This window comes from Herpetosiphonaceae bacterium (assembly GCA_036374795.1).
GTDB lineage: Bacteria > Chloroflexota > Chloroflexia > Chloroflexales > Kallotenuaceae > LB3-1.
This window is the reverse complement of the sequence record DASUTC010000265.1, coordinates 22,880-38,029: the sequence shown is the minus strand read 5'-3', so window position 1 is coordinate 38,029 and position 15,150 is coordinate 22,880. Positions and strand designations below refer to the sequence as shown.

General features: G+C 63.0%; 10 protein-coding genes. 8 read left to right on the top strand and 2 right to left on the bottom strand.

All coding sequences use genetic code 11. The features are described 5' to 3' along the window. The first annotated feature begins 109 nt into the window (after window positions 1-109). Window positions 110-592 (top strand): SH3 domain-containing protein, encoded by a 483-nt coding sequence (locus VFZ66_20050; GenBank protein HEX6291486.1) that lies wholly within the window; start codon window positions 110-112, stop codon window positions 590-592. 228 nt (window positions 593-820) lie between these two features. On the opposite strand, the gene VFZ66_20045 is transcribed toward VFZ66_20050, so the two are convergent. Next, window positions 821-2,866: a S8 family peptidase gene (locus VFZ66_20045; GenBank protein HEX6291485.1), complete on the bottom strand. Its 2,046-nt coding sequence runs from the start codon at window positions 2,864-2,866 to the stop codon at window positions 821-823. Between the two features lie 808 nt (window positions 2,867-3,674). Between VFZ66_20045 and nth the strand changes: the two genes are divergently transcribed. The 6 genes from nth (at window position 3,675) to VFZ66_20015 (ending at window position 12,891) form a co-directional block, all read left to right on the top strand. Next, window positions 3,675-4,394: an endonuclease III gene (gene nth / locus VFZ66_20040; protein ID HEX6291484.1), complete on the top strand. Its 720-nt coding sequence runs from the start codon at window positions 3,675-3,677 to the stop codon at window positions 4,392-4,394. 25 nt (window positions 4,395-4,419) lie between these two features. Continuing rightward, a complete protein-coding gene (locus VFZ66_20035; GenBank protein ID HEX6291483.1) occupies window positions 4,420-4,794 on the top strand; it encodes a hypothetical protein in 375 nt (124 codons plus the stop codon). Window positions 4,795-5,093: 299 nt separating this feature from the next. Next, a complete protein-coding gene (locus VFZ66_20030) occupies window positions 5,094-8,909 on the top strand; it encodes a GAF domain-containing protein (GenBank protein HEX6291482.1) in 3,816 nt (1,271 codons plus the stop codon). A 127-nt stretch (window positions 8,910-9,036) separates the two neighbouring features. Next, a complete protein-coding gene (gene glyA, locus VFZ66_20025; protein HEX6291481.1) occupies window positions 9,037-10,383 on the top strand; it encodes a serine hydroxymethyltransferase in 1,347 nt (448 codons plus the stop codon). Between the two features lie 400 nt (window positions 10,384-10,783). Then, window positions 10,784-11,917: a hypothetical protein gene (locus VFZ66_20020; protein HEX6291480.1), complete on the top strand. Its 1,134-nt coding sequence runs from the start codon at window positions 10,784-10,786 to the stop codon at window positions 11,915-11,917. A gap of 161 nt (window positions 11,918-12,078) precedes the next feature. Continuing rightward, on the top strand, window positions 12,079-12,891 hold the full coding sequence (locus VFZ66_20015; protein HEX6291479.1) for a universal stress protein: 813 nt from the start codon (window positions 12,079-12,081) through the stop codon (window positions 12,889-12,891). A gap of 154 nt (window positions 12,892-13,045) precedes the next feature. On the opposite strand, the gene VFZ66_20010 is transcribed toward VFZ66_20015, so the two are convergent. Then, window positions 13,046-13,588: a CBS domain-containing protein gene (locus tag VFZ66_20010; protein ID HEX6291478.1), complete on the bottom strand. Its 543-nt coding sequence runs from the start codon at window positions 13,586-13,588 to the stop codon at window positions 13,046-13,048. 148 nt (window positions 13,589-13,736) lie between these two features. Between VFZ66_20010 and VFZ66_20005 the strand changes: the two genes are divergently transcribed. Then, window positions 13,737-15,065: an ABC transporter substrate-binding protein gene (locus VFZ66_20005; GenBank protein ID HEX6291477.1), complete on the top strand. Its 1,329-nt coding sequence runs from the start codon at window positions 13,737-13,739 to the stop codon at window positions 15,063-15,065. Window positions 15,066-15,150 lie beyond the last annotated feature (85 nt).

Below are 15,150 nucleotides of genomic sequence, written 5' to 3'. Positions count from 1 at the left end.
TCCCTGGCATGTCGCGCGCTCCGTCCTGGGTGGGATGGACACTGGCGGGAATTCCCGTATCGCGCGCCCACGTGACGAATGCCGTAGGCATTGCCATGAGGTTGCTCGTATGTCCCAAAAGCTCCATTCATCTGACTGGGATCGACTCTTCGATCCAGAAGCTCCCCGCCGACGCGGCCCGATCGCCCTGTTCATTACGATCTCCATTTTCATCTGCCTGCTCGGCGTGGTGATGGTCGGCTCCGGCTTCGGCGCGCGCAAGTACGGCGACTACGTCGAGGCGCGCACGCTGACGGCGACGCCGCTGTGGAAAGAATACTACGCGCAGCAGACCGCGACGGCGCAGGCGCAGCAGATCACGCCGACGCCTGCCGAGACGCGCGCGACCGTGGTCAACGGCGGGAATCTGCGCTCCGAGCCACGGATCGCCCCGGAGACGGTCGTCGGCATCGTCGCGCCCGGCGATGTGCTGGTGCTGCTCGAAAACCGCACGCTTGAGGGCGCGATCTGGCACCGGGTGCGCGTGGCGGAGCCCAAGGGCGCGGTGCCCGCCGGAACCGAGGGCTGGGTCAGCGAGAAGCTGTTGAAGTAGCCGCCGCTACGATCATCAGTTGCATACGTGGAGCACGTCGTAGGCGTGCTCCACATACTTTTAATCGCCGAGCACCGGCATGCTACGAGTTTGCCGATGATACGCCTCTGGATCACGCAGCAGCACGCGCACAAAACGAACAGCCAGGGTAGAGCATGCGCTGCCTCCTGGCTGTTCTGCGGCTGAGACGGTGGCGAGGAGACTCAGCCATCTGCGGCACTACGGGCGTTACTGCCTAGGAAGATACACTTCGTAGCGCACTCCGCCGACAAGCTCGCCCTTCCCCGATGTGTATTGCACCGCATCGACGATGTAGGGCTGATCGTCTGCTGCGGTAGCCAGCGCCTCAAACGTGAGCTGCACCGCAAACTCTCTGCCCGGCTCCATCATCAGGCCGTCGAAGACCGCGCCTGCGGGATCGACCAGCACGAACTGGGTCGCACCGACGCGCTCGAAGCCCTGGCCTCTACCGCCGCCCTGCATCCAGCGATCGAACAGCTCTTGGCCCAGATCGATCGTCAGACGCCCACGGCGGACGAAGGGATCTTGCCACTGCTCGCGCGGCTCGCCGAAGACCAGGCGCTGTGCTTCGAGAAGAGGCGCTGGATTCCGAACGACGAGATCAATATTGTCTTGAGATCCAAAGGCTGGAAAGATCTTCTCCATGTTCCGCTGCGCAACATTATTGTTGATGCGAACGAAGTTTGAGTCAATCGGCCCCGGATAGGCCATCGGATCGGTGCTCGAAATCCAGCGGGCCTGGACGCAGTATTTTCCTGCTGATGTGGCGGTCCAGGGCACGCTCACCAGTTGGACCTGGCCCGGCAGCAGAGTGAGCGATATCGAGCCGACCCACGTCCACGTTGAATTGGTTCCGGACTTGTGGATATAGAATTCGAGCGTTCCGGTGTCGGGGCCAAGGCCACGGTTGCGCACGTAGGCGTAGAAATTGTTCGATCCGAGCTGAGGTGCCTGGTGCGTCAATCCGCTATCGGGATTGTGACGGTTCCAGATGTCCGGGCTGTGCCAGATGTCTGCCGGGACCGCCGGATCGGGTTCAAGACCTGTGTCGAGTGCGTGATCTTTGATCCAGACATCGCCGCGATAGCAGTAGAGCAGCCGGTTTACTGTGTTCGCCGGGTTGCCGATGATCACGCTCGGCGTCGCGGTATTGTTGAGCCAGGTCGTGATCTGCGCAGGCGTCACGTTGGGATTGGCCTGGAGGTACTGCGCGGCGCAGCCCGCGACATGCGGCGATGCCATCGAGGTGCCGCTGATGGTATTAACGCCGTTGTTCAGCCAGTCCGACTTGATCAGAACGCCCGGCGCGTAGCCATCGATACACGGCCCGTAGGCGGAAAATGACGCGCGATTGTCGTTCTTGTCCGATGCGGCGACCGTGTAGGCGGTTGCGACGCCAGAGGGCGAATAGTTGCAGGCATCGGCGTTGTTATTGCCAGCCGCGACCGCCGTGAAGACGCCGGAGCCGATCAGGTTGGCGACCGCCGAGTTGAGCGCCGTACTGGCCGCACTACCCAGCGACATATTCGCCACCGCCGGCTTGATCGCGTTCAGCCGCACATAGTCCACGCCCGCAACTACGCCTGAGATGGTGCCAGAGCCAGAACAATTGAGCACGCGCACCGAATGCAGCGTAACGCTCTTGGCGACGCCGTAGATCGTGCCGCCTACGGTACCGGCGACATGCGTGCCGTGCCCGTTGCAATCGTTGATACCGTTGCCGTCGGCTATCGCCGTGTAACCAATGGTTGACCGGCGCGTGCCAAAGTCCGTATGTTGAGCAATGCCCGTGTCGATGATGTAGGCATGAACACCCGCGCCGGTTCGGTAGTAGCTGAAGCTGCCCGACAGCGGCGGATTGCGCTGATCGATGCGGTCGAGGCCCCACGGATCGCCGTTGGGGTCCATGAATTGCGTCGAGTCGGCCTGGACCACCTGATCCTGCTCGACGTAGGCGACGTTGGGGTTGCGTCGAATGGCATTGAGCTGCCCGGCGTTCAACTCCGCTGCAAATCCATTGATCGCCGCCGCATACACATACTTCGGGCTCGTGCCCACATCGGCGGCTATGGCCCTTGCATTGGCGGTTGGGCTATCCTTCAGCACGACGATATACTGATCGGGAAGCGCGCTGCTGCTCGCGCGGGTCAGCGGAGCAAGCGTCGAGGCGGTCGGCTGTCCAAAGACCTCCGGCGTGACGAGGGCACTCGTCATGAACAGGCCAACAGTGAACAAACGGACGAATCGTTTCATGAAGTGTCTCCAAAACGTACCATGCCATAGGAAAAACCAGCGAATGCGCGGTTGATTGGGCGCGCAGCGTGCGCGCTGTCATCGGTTTTGTATTCGCAGCTTGGGGGGAACGTTCTGGGGGGCCGATGTACAGGCTTAACGTCCGGTGCATGCAGCGTCGATGTGAGGCGTGCCTGGTGGGCGGTGCATCGCCTCATACGCGACTGGGCTAGCTAACGTACAGTTGTCGTATCACCTCCTTCTACCAGGGCATCCCCGTCGGTCAAACGTCGTCGATCGATGGGTAATACCCGCTTTTGGCTGCGTCTAGCCCTTAGACGAATCAAGATTTCTTAACCTTTCCTGGCTTGCAACCACAAAGAAGACAATCCAAAGCAGAAGAAGGTTTGCGCGCTCGTTCCCGCTCGCTACGCGCGGCCATGCCATGAGCTGCTACGAGCATAACGATCGCTGTGGTAGGATTGAGCCGACAGCCCGGCGCGGATAAACCGGGTATAATAATGTTGAAAAGCAGTTTCAGATTGTCAGCCGCTTTGTCGTCTGCCATGCAGAATCAACGAGCATGTTGGGGAAATAGCGAGGGGTCAGGGGTCGGGGATCAGGAAGTCGAAAGTTCCAGGCTTCAAGTTCCACGTTGTCGTCCCCTCGGTTCTTGGTGCTTAGTTCTCCGTCCCCTTTGTTCCCTTGTTCTCTTGTGCGCTGGGCGCCCAGGCGGGTGCCCAGGCGGGTGCCCTCTGGGCATGGGCACCCGCCTGGCACCCGGTTCCTTTGTTCTCTGGTCTGACGGCACGCTAGAAAGGCAGAACGTATGTCACCTGCCGCCGACGCAGCTAAAGTTGCCCTCGTCAACCAGCGCCTGGCCGAGTGCTACGGCCCGCGTGAGCGCTACAGCGCCCGCGATCCGCTCGACGAGCTGATCCTGACGATCCTGTCGCAGAACACCTCCGATCGCAACAGCGGTCGAGCCTGGCGGCTGCTCAGGGCGCGCTACCGCACCTGGGAGGACGTGCTGGCGGCGGATACGCGCGAGCTGTACGAGGTGATCAAACCGGCGGGCCTAGGCAACATCAAAGCGCCGCGCATCCAGCAGGTGCTTCAGCAGATCCTCGATCGGCGCGGCGCGTTCGATCTGGCCTTCTTGCGCGATCTGCCGATGGCCGAGGCCAAGCGCTGGCTGACCTCGCTGCCGGGTATCGGGCCGAAGACCGCGGCGTGCGTGCTGTGCTTTGCCTGCGACATGCCCGCGCTGCCGGTCGATACGCATGTACATCGCGTCTCGCAACGCCTCGGCCTGATCGGCCCCAGCGTGAGCGCCGACGCGGCCCACGATCTGCTGGAGCGGGCATTGCCGCCTGAGCAGGTCTATGCGTTCCACGTCAACATGATCTTGCATGGTCGCCAGATCTGTCACGCGCAGCGGCCAGCCTGCGGTCGCTGCCCGCTCGCCGATCTATGCGATTATGCCGCACAGCGCGTCGCCGGATGGTCTGCCGTCTCGACGACGGATGGCGCTGCGACGCGATCTTGAGTTTTGTCTGCGAGTTGAAAGAGCTATGGAAAATATCATCTTCATCCACAATCGCCTGAGTATCACAATGCTGCTGTTCATGCTGGCGCTTGGGCTGTGGGGCCTGTGGAATTTCGTGCGCGGCGAGGGCGTGACCGGCTCCTACTGGGGCGGCCTGGCGGTCGGGGAGGGCCTGGTGATCGCCCAGGGCGTGCTGGGCGTCCTGCTGTATATCATGGGCGGCGCTCCCGCGCGCGGCATCCTGCACATCCTGTACGGCACGGTTTCGATCGTCGCGCTCCCGGCGGCATTTTCGTTTACCCGTGGCCGCGCGACGCGCTACGAGACGCTGATCTACGCGATCGTCGCGCTGTTCCTGGCGGGCGTGTCGATCCGCGCGCGCTTGACGGGTGGTGGATAATGCTGGTGCTGTCTGGCCGCGCTGTGCGATTGCTGTGGCTCGGTTGTTGCCATGGGCGCTGTTAACAAAAAGTAAAGGTCCTGCGTGGGCAAGGCTGATTGGTCATGCTAAGCTAAGACCAACGGAGCCGCAAAAATCAAGCATGTCGCACGACAGCGATTTGAGCGAAGCGTGGGCGGCTGGTACACTACTCTATGGCGGGCTATCGGCTCAAGGTTGCACCACGCTACGCCACTGCTGGTTTATTTCACGATGCGGCTGAACGACGAGCCGCTGTCTTATACTTGGAGCAGAAGAGTATGTCTGCGCATCGTCCTGCACCACCTGCGCATGTTACGCTGCTCAACTCATGCTCATCGGGTGGTGCGCTCTCTGAAGACGATGCCGACCCCCTAGCTCGCCTGCTGAACGCGCTCGCATCCGTTGCTGATGTAGCCGGTCTTTGCGCTACGATCCAGGCCTGCCTGCCCAACCTCATAGCTCATGAATGGGCTGCGCTGCTGCTGAGCTTGCCCGAACTGGAAGTGTACTGCTGGCAGCTCGATCCGCCAACCTCGATCGAGCAGGTATGCGTGCCTGCCGGGATCAAGCCCCTCTTCGAGCTGACAGCCCGCCTGATCGGCGAGGACGTGAGACAGGCCCCGGAGATAGTCCAGGTTGCCGCGCGCTCATGCACAGCGCTCGAAGGCCGCTATGCCGTCTTGCCGCTGTCGGTAGCGGACGGCTCCGCAGTTTTATGTCTCGGCTCCGGGCTGGTGGCGGCATGGCGCGAGGACGAGCAGCGCGCGCTCACGCTCGCCAGCCGCAGCATTCAGCTTTCGCTCCAGCGAATGGTGGCGAACACCAGGCTTCAGCGGATGGAGTGTAATGCACGTCTGCTCGACAGCATCCGTGCGATGATCGGTCACACACTTGACCTGGATTCCCTGCTAAGTCAGGCCGTGGAGCAGATCGCGCTGCGCTACGGCTACTCGCTCGTCAGCATCTATCTTCTGGAGTCCGACACCCTGCATTGTAAGCATCAGGTGGGGTACACCAACATTATTCAGCGCGTGCCGATCACAACCGGGATCATGGCCCGCGCGGTACGGCAGCGGCAGACCATCTGGGTGGCGGATGTGCGCGGGTATCCTGAGTTTCTCGCGGCGATGCCGGGCGTAATGTCCGAGATCGCCGTGCCGCTGTACTGCGAGCAAACCGTGTACGGCGTGCTCAACGTCGAGTCGACGCATGAGCAGCGGCTTGGGCCGGGCGATCGGGCGCTGCTTGAGTCGATCGCCGCTGAGCTGAGCGTCGCCATCGAGCGGATCGCGCTGTACACCGCGACTCATCGCCAGGCGCAGCAGCTTGCGGTGATCGAGCAGCTCAGGGCCGCGATTGCCTCGCAGCTCGACATCGATGCGCTGGGCGCGACGATCGTGCGGATGCTGCGCGATCAGCTTCACTTCGAGTTTGTTTCGCTGTTCCTGCTTCAGGATGATACGCTCTGCCTCCGCTCCTGGTGCGGCGATTACCAGCGGCTAACGTCGCGCATCAAGCTCGATCAAGGCTTGAACGGGCTATGCCTGCGCAAACAGCAGCCGTTGCTGATCAAACATATCGACGACGAGCCGGGGTATCTCGGCGTGGCCGAAGGGATCACGTCGGGCATTTACGTGCCGCTGGTCTATGAGCACACGATCCTGGGCACGTTGAGCATCGAGTCGCGCGCGACGCTCTCGACGAGCGATTTCGAGATCGTCGTGTCGCTGCGGGAGCAGATCGCGGCGGCGCTTGAGCAAAGCCGCCGGATCGAAGCGGCGCAGCGGGCACGTGAGCGTGAATCGTTCTTGAATAAGCTGCTCTCGGCGATCAACCAGACACAGCCTGATCATTGGCGCGATGTCTGGGAGCGCTTGGCGGTGCAGCTGGGCGCGCTGCTGGAGGTCGATGTGTGCGCGATTGGCCTGTTCGAGGCCGATCAGACGCTGCGGCTCAACATCTGGCAGGCGCAGAACCATCTGTCCAGCGAGGACAGGACGCAGCAGGTGCCGCTGTCGGCTCTCGACCCGCAGGTGCTAGAGATCTTTCGGCATGGCCGTAGCTTCTACCTCAGCGATCTGACCGAGTATCCTGAGACGCATTCGCCGTTTCGCCGCCAGCTTATCGCGAAGGGCCTGGTGGCGCTGGCGGTGGTTCCGGTGATCGTCGAGGGTACGCTGGTAGCGCTGCTGGGTGTCTCGCGCTATCAGCGCTGGCGCTGGGAGCATGAGGACATCGCGCTGCTGGAGCGTGTCGCGCAGCATCTGGCGGTGGCGCTACGCCAGGCCAATCTCCGCACCCAGGAGGCACAGCGCCGCCACGAGCTGGAGCTGGTCTATCAAACCGCGCTCGACATCAACGCCCACCACGATCTTGAGGCTGTGCTGCAAGCGATCGTCGATCGGGCCTGCGCGCTGCTGGATGCCGATTGCACATCGCTGTATCTGCTGCTGCCCAACGGCGAGGAGGCCGAGCTGCGAGTCGGGGTCAACCTTCCGCCGCATCTGCTGGGCTCGCGCGTCAGAGCCGACGAGGGTCTGGTCGGGCAGACGCTCAAGGCGACACGCAGCTATCTGGTTTCGGATTATTCGACGTGGCCGCTGCGCGATCCCAACTTCAACTTTTCGCGGCTGAGCGCGGCGCTGGGCGTGCCGCTGATCGCCGACAATCGCGTGATCGGGACGCTGCTGACGGCGCATACCCGCGCCGATAAGCAGTTTAGCCCAACTGATCGGCGGCTGATCGAGCTGCTGGCGGCGCAGGCGGCGCAGGCGATCGACACCGCGCAGCTATTGGAGGACGTGCGCCGCCGTAACGTCGAGATGGAAGCGGTCTATGCCAACGCGGTCACGCTGTCGCTCGATCAGGATGTGTGGCAGATCTTACAGCAGATCGTCAAGCGCGCCCATGCGCTGATCGGATCGACCAGCGCAGGCGTCAGCCTGCTCGATCCCTCGACTCAGGAGTTGGAGCTGATCGTCGGCGTGAACATTCCCGAAGAATTGCTCCATACCCGCATCAAGCTGGGTGAGGGCGTGCTTGGACGGGTAGCACAGACGCGCCAGAGCATCCGCCTCGACAACTATCAGGAGTGGCCGGACCCGGCGGACGCCTACGCCGGGCTGCCGTGGCTGTCGGTGCTGGGCGTGCCGCTGCTGATCGGCGATCAGGTGTTGGGCACCGTCGGCCTCGCGCTGACCGATCCCGCCAAGCGTTTTACGGAGCGCGATCAACGCCTGCTGGAGCTATTCGCCACGCAGGCCGCGCAGGCGGTGGATCATGCACGGCGCTTCGAGCGCGAGCGCATCTTGCGCGCCGACGCCGAGGGCTCGCTTGCGGAGATGCAGGCGGTGCTTCAGGAGCTTGAGCATACAAACGAGCAGGTGGGCCGCATCGACAAGCTGCGTCTGCTCGGCGAGCTCGCCTCTGAAGTTGCCCATGATTTCAATAATGCGCTGGCGAGCGTGCTCGGCAATAGCCAGTGGTTGCTGCTCGACGAAACCGATCCTGAGCGGGTCGCGACGCTGCGGGCGATCGAGGGCGCGGCCCGCGATAGCGCCGCGATGATCAAGCGCCTGCAAGAGTTTGGGCGCATGCAGCACGGGCCGTACACCGATCTGGTAGACATCAATGTGATCGTGCGCGATGCCGTAGCGATGACGCAGGCGCGCTGGCGAGAGCTGACCCAATCGAAGCTTCAGCTTGATGCGACCCATTTGATCCGGGGGAGCGCCTCGGAGCTGCGCCGTGTCCTGATGAACTTGATCGTCAATGCGATCGATGCCATGCCCGACGGCGGCACGCTGGAGATTATCACCCAGGATGCGCCCGACGCGGTCAGCGTCACGGTGGTCGATACCGGCCTCGGCATGCCGCCCGAAGTCCAGGCGCGTGTCTTCGATCCGTTCTTTACCACCAAGGCGGCAGGCATGGGCACCGGGCTGGGCCTGTCGATCTGCCACCAGATCATTGTGCGTCACGGCGGCACGATCAATGTCGCGAGCACGCCCGGCCTCGGCACCACCTTCACGATCTATCTGCCGGTCGGCGCGAGGGGCACCCGGCAAAGCAAGAACCAAGAACCAGGCGGCTAGTTCCCCTGTGCTACGTTAGCGGGAGAGGGGGTGGCCCCGCAGGGCCGGGGCTGAGGGCCTCGAAACCTGGGACTTGGAACTCGCAACTCGAAACGTGGTACACTAGCGCGGAGCAAGGAGGCAACCTATGGCCCATGCACTTTCTGCGCTACAACACCAAGATCCTGAGCTTGCTGCGGCCATCGCGGCTGAGGCCCGCCGTCAGCGCGACGGCATCGAGCTGATCGCATCCGAAAACTATGTCAGCGAAGCGGTGCTCGAAGCTCAGGGATCGATCCTGACCAATAAGTATGCTGAGGGGTATCCTGGGCGGCGCTACTATGGCGGCTGCCAGTATGTCGATGTCGTCGAGACGCTGGCGATCGAGCGCGCCAAGCAGATCTTCGGCGCGGAGTTTGCCAATGTGCAGCCGCATTCGGGCGCGCAGGCCAATATGGCGATCTACCTGGCGGCGCTCAAGCCCGGCGATACGATCCTCGGCTTGAAGCTCGATCAGGGCGGCCACCTGACCCACGGCCACCCGCTCAATTTTTCGGGCATGTACTTCGACGTGCATTACTACGGCGTCGATCGCGAAACCGAGCGGATCGACTACGACGCGCTGCTGGAGATCGCCACGCAGGTCCGGCCCAAGCTGATCACGTCGGGCGCGTCGGCCTATCCGCGCACCATCGACTTCGAGCGCATGCGGGCAATCGCCGACGCGGTGGGCGCGCTGCTCTGGGCCGACATCGCGCATATCGCGGGGCTGGTCGCGGCTGGCCTGCATCCATCGCCGATTCCGCACGCGCACTTTACTACGTCCACCACCCATAAGACGCTGCGCGGCCCGCGCGGCGGTCTGATCCTCAGCTCGCAGGAGATCGCCGAAACCTACAATCTTAACCGCACGGTCTTTCCGGGCGTGCAGGGCGGCCCGCTGATGCACGTGATCGCCGCCAAGGCCGCCGCGTTCGGCGAGGCGCTCCAGCCGGAGTGGAAGGACTACCAGCGGCGGATCGTCGAGAATGCGCGCGCGCTGGCCGATCGGCTGACGCAGCATGGCCTGCGGCTGGTTTCAGGCGGCACGGAAAATCATCTGATGCTGATCGACCTCAGCCGCTCGCAGGGCACCGAGGAGATCAGCGGCAAGAAGGCCGAGAAAGCGCTCGACGAGGCCGGCATCACCGTCAACAAGAATACGATCCCCTTCGATCCGCGCAAGCCGATGATCACCAGTGGCCTGCGGCTGGGCACGCCCGCCGTCACCAGCCGTGGCTTCGGGCCGTCGGAGATGGAGCAGATCGCCGACTGGATTGCGACGGTGCTGCGCGACATCGAAAACGCCGAGCTCCAGCGGCGTATCGCCGCCGAGGTGCGCGATCTTTGCGCGGCGTTTCCGGTGCCCGCCCACGCGCGCTACGCCGCTATCGATCTCGACAAGAGCGCGGTCGGGCAGGGCGCTCAGCCAGCGTCGGTGCCATCGCCGTCGTAAGCGCGCACGCGGCACCGCCCGATTGACGCGGTGAGGCGCTGGCGGCACGGCGCTGCCTGTGGCGGCAAGCGGCTCGATCCGGTTGTTCGGATGAGCGCTGGCTCGCGGGCCAGGCCAGAGTGGATCGGTTCGCGCTGCAAGGCCGAACCGATCGACGAACAAGATTAAGCATCGCTCTGCTGACGGCCCGCTCAGGCCAGCGCGTACCTCCTGTCATCGCGTGATGCGTCGTGCGCCGATCATCCGCCGTGCTGTTGCGGTCTGGTATTCCTCTTGCATGGTTTCCTATCAAACGATGAGTAGACAGCTTCCGCTGGAGCTGTAGCCTGGATTGATAGCTCAGATACGGGTAGCAGTGCCCCTGATTGCTGAAGGCAGACTACCTGGCAGGTAGATGGGTATGCGGGATATTGAAACGCCACCGCTGGTCGCCGAATCGGCTGAGCCAACGCCTGTGTCGCCCAATCAGCACAAACGATCGCTGCTCCCGACATGGCTGCGTAAAACCGTGCTGGCAATCGTGGCGCTCTTTTTTTTCGTGCTGGCGCTTGAGCTGCTCAAAAAAGGTGCCGGGCCGCTTGGCCCGTTCCTCAAGGATACGCTCGGCATCAAGAACGCGACCAATACGCTCGGCTTCGGGTGGCTGGTCGCCTACGGCGTGCTGAGCGGCTCGCCGGTCGCCGCGATTGCGCTCTCGTTCTTCGACCAGCACGTGATCACCGATGTGCAGACGTTCTCGATGATCACCGGCTCGCGGCTGGGCGCGTCGTTTATCGTGCTCTTCGTGGGCTTCTTGTATTATCTGCGCGGGCATAAGCGCGGCGCGAGTATCGCCATCGGCGTGCTGTGCCTGGTTGTCACCGCGTCGATCTACCTTCCGGCGATGGCGATCGGCTACTGGCTGCTGACCGGCGGCTGGCTGGATCGGTTCAGGCTCGCGGAGGGCTCGCAGTTGACAGGCGTTCTTGATGTGATCTACGATCCAATCCTGGCCTTTGTCACTGGCTGGCTTGGCTCGCTGCCATGGCTGATCTTCCTGGCGGGGATCGGCACCCTGCTTCTTTCGTTTAGCCTGCTCGACCGCGCGCTGCCGGAGATGAGCGCCGAGCGCTCGGCGTTTCAAGGGATCGGGCGGCTGGTCTACCGTCCCATGGCGATGTTCGTCCTGGGCATGGCGGTAACGTCGGTCACACTCTCGGTTTCGGTGTCGCTGTCGATCCTGGTTCCGCTCTCGGCGAAAGGCTTTATCCGGCGTGAGAATATGCTGCCCTACATCATGGGCGCAAACATCACGACGTTCATCGATACGCTGTTTGCCGCGCTGGTGATGAGCGGTCCCGCCGCGTTTACGATCGTCCTGGTCGAGATGGTCAGCGTCGCGCTGGTGTCGCTGATCGTGCTGCTGACGATCTACCGGCTGTACGAGCGGGTGGTGATCGGGATGCTCAACCTGGTGATGCACGACAATCGTACTTTGGGCATGTTTGTTGCAGTTATGTTGATCACACCCCTGGTGCTGTTGTTCTGGCCGTAGTACAGGCTCAGGCTGGGGGCCGGTATGCTTCGGGATGTTCCACAGCGTTCGTATCCTGAAGCGGGGACAGACCAGGGAATTGCCAGCCGGTTCGCCGAGCATGGACGCCGGCGATGGGTGGTACGAGGAGGCGGCTAGCTACCTCCGGCTAACGAGAGAATATGCTTAAACTGCTGATCTATATCGATGGCTCCGTGGCGAGCCAGCAGGCGGTCGAGTATATCGCGCCGATCACCCGTGACCCGGATGTCACGGTGACGCTGCTGACGGCTATGCAGGATACGGTACGCGCCGCCGATCTCTTTGGCCGGATGGCAGGGAAGCTCTTCGCGCCCGCGATTCGGCATGTCAACGCGGTCGAGGAGGCCGATAGCGCGCTGTTGAATGAGGCGCGGGCGGGCGACTACGATCTGGCCGTGTTCGGCCCGATGCGCGAGCGCTGGTCGCGCTGGATGCTGCTGCGGCCCCGGTCGTCGCTGAGCGCGCAGTTGCCGATCTCGTCGCTGCTGGTGCGCGGCACCGCCGAGCACATCGAGCGCGTGCTGATCTGCGCTGGCGGCGATGAAAGCGTGATCGTCGATGCCCGTCTGACGGCGCGGCTGGCGCGGCGCACGGGCGCGAACGCCACGGTGCTGCATGTGCTCTCGCAGATGCCGATGGTCTTTGGCGTGCGCTCGCCGCATGAGCGTGTCACGGAGGCGTTCGCGGCAACCGGCTCTCCCGAAATCGTCAACATGTACGCGGCGGTCGATGTGCTGCGTGAGGTCGGTGTGCGGGCTGAGATCAAGGTCCGCGTCGGCCTGGTGATCGAGGAGATCGTCGCCGAGCTCCAGGAGGGCCAGTACGATCTGCTGGTGATCGGCGCGCACCGATCGCAGACGCTGGTCGAGCGGCTGCTGCTGGAAGATGTCACCAAGGATATTTTAGGCCAGAGCCCGGTGCCTGTGCTGGTGGTGAAGGCCGTCCACGTCTAGGCCAAGAGCGTTCAGCCCGCGCTATACCGGGATTCGGATCGCAGGTGTGTGATTCATCACGCGCAGGGGCGTATGCAATACGCCTCTACCGCCCTTTTTCCAAAGATGTGTTCAAACACCATCATCACGCCCCTACCGAACAATCACTAACCGGTCATATCGCCGCAACCTCTTGGACCTCAAGATCCTGTCCAGCGATCAGGTAGCAGAAGAGGTCGCTCGCGGTGATCACGCCGACGATCCGCCGTCCTCGCAGCACCGGCACACCGCCGATGCGGTGGTCGCGCAGCAGCGTCGCGACGGTCGTGATCGGCGTGTCGGGCGTCACCGTCACGACCTCGCGGGTCATAAAGTCGCGCAGCGGCAGATCCGCCGCACGGTGATATAGATTATAGTCGCGTACATCGGTGGCGGGCGCTGCCGAGATCTTGCCGATGTCGCCCTCAGTGACAATGCCGACCAGCTCTCCGGCGGCGTTGACGACAGGCAAGCGCCGGATATGTCGCTCCTGCATCAAGTGCCGGGCGGCGGGCAGCGTCGTCGTTTCCAGTCCAGCGCAACAATCGCTGGCTGCCTCATCCAGGTACGAACGATCTCCATCGTCTATCTCTCTTTCCCAATCAATCGGCCAGGCCGCGCGACGAAACGGCTGCGCGCCGATTCCTTGTGCAGCGTACCGTAGCGAGCAGATCCACAAGGAGAACGTTCGACTATGCCGGGTGACGATTCCGCCACGGAATTGCCGCTTGAATGAATGCCGTGGGATCGAGCGTTGCCAGTTGACCCTCGCTCTACAGCGGTGCTACAATCGCAGGCCATGCCTTTACTCAGGAGGAGGTACTCAGATGTTTCGTTTTGTGTACCGGCTGATGTTGCTGGTCGTTGCCATGGCACTGCTAGCAAGCTGCGGTAGCGCTCCACAGACCGGCACAGACACTACCGGCGGCTCACCTGCCGCGAGTGGCTCGCCTGCTGCCAGCGCCGCGCCTGCTGCCAGCGCCGCGCCCGCCGCGAGCGGCTCGCCCGCCACGAGCGCCGCGCCCGCTGCCACCACGGGCGGGACCACGGCTTCCGGCGAGCCGATTCCGATCGGTGTTGCCGTGGCGCAGACCAGCAACGTCGCGCTGCTGGGCCAGGAGCAGGTGGTCGGGGCGCAGATCGCCGAGGAGTTTTTCAACGAGCGCGGCGGCGTGAATGGTCGCCCGATCAAGCTGATCTTTCAGGATACCAGCGGCGATGAGGCCGGCGCGATCAATGCGTTCCAGACGCTGATCAACAACAATCAGGTCGTAGCCATCGTGGGACCGACGCTCTCGCAGCAGGCGTTTGCCGCCGATCCGATTGCCGAGCAGGCCAAGGTGCCGGTGCTCGCGCCATCCAACACCGCCAAGGGCATTCCACAGATCGGCGAGTATATCGCGCGTGTCTCGGCTCCGGTGGCGGTCGTCGCGCCCAACGCGGTCAAAGCCGCGCTCGACGCCAACCCGAACATCAAAAAGGTCGCGGTCTTTTTCGCCCAGAACGATGCCTTCAGCAAGTCGGAGACGGTGACGTTCCAGCAGGCTGTCACCGATACCTTCAAGCTGGATCTGGTGACGGTGCAGCAGTTCCAGACGACCGATACCGATTTCACCGCCCAGGTGACGAACGCGCTGGCGGCGCAGCCCGATCTGGTGATCATCTCAGGTCTGGCAGCCGACGGCGGTAATCTGGTCAAGCAGTTGCGCGATCTCGGCTACAAGGGGCAGATCGTCGGCGGCAACGGCTTGAACACGGCGAATATCTTCCCGGTCTGCGGCGCGCAGTGCGACGGCATTCTGATCGCGCAGGCGTACAGCTACGAAACCGCAAACGAGATCAATAACGAGTTCCGCGCGGCCTATAAAGCAAAGCAGACCAAGGAGCCGCCGCAGTTCAGCGCGCAGGCGTTTGCCGGTGTGCAGGTGGTGGTCGAGGCGCTGCGCGAGCTGGATACGACCTCGCCGCTCAGCTCGCTGGCGCTGGCCGATCTGCGCAACCAGCTCAACCAGCAGATCTTGAAGGGATCGTATGAGACGCCGCTGGGCAAGATCTCGTTCACTCCCGAAGGCGAGATCAACCAGGAGCAGTTCTACGTCGCTCAGATCAAGATGGACCCCGACGGCACCAACGGTACGTTCGTCTTTGTCAAATAGCCCGATTCGCTGCCTGAGGTGGGAGCGCTGCGCTCCTGCCTCGCTTACCGATTGAGCGCGGCTGCGCTCGTTTGCTGGCGATGGG

Coding starts and splice junctions, on each gene's coding strand:
- VFZ66_20005 (HEX6291477.1), top strand. CDS start 13,737: ATGTTTCGTTTTGTGTACCGGCTGATGTTGCTGGTCGTTGCCATGGCA.
- VFZ66_20020 (HEX6291480.1), top strand. CDS start 10,784: ATGCGGGATATTGAAACGCCACCGCTGGTCGCCGAATCGGCTGAGCCA.
- nth (HEX6291484.1), top strand. CDS start 3,675: ATGTCACCTGCCGCCGACGCAGCTAAAGTTGCCCTCGTCAACCAGCGC.
- VFZ66_20050 (HEX6291486.1), top strand. CDS start 110: ATGTCCCAAAAGCTCCATTCATCTGACTGGGATCGACTCTTCGATCCA.
- VFZ66_20035 (HEX6291483.1), top strand. CDS start 4,420: ATGGAAAATATCATCTTCATCCACAATCGCCTGAGTATCACAATGCTG.
- glyA (HEX6291481.1), top strand. CDS start 9,037: ATGGCCCATGCACTTTCTGCGCTACAACACCAAGATCCTGAGCTTGCT.
- VFZ66_20015 (HEX6291479.1), top strand. CDS start 12,079: ATGCTTAAACTGCTGATCTATATCGATGGCTCCGTGGCGAGCCAGCAG.
- VFZ66_20045 (HEX6291485.1), bottom strand. CDS start 2,866: ATGAAACGATTCGTCCGTTTGTTCACTGTTGGCCTGTTCATGACGAGT.
- VFZ66_20030 (HEX6291482.1), top strand. CDS start 5,094: ATGTCTGCGCATCGTCCTGCACCACCTGCGCATGTTACGCTGCTCAAC.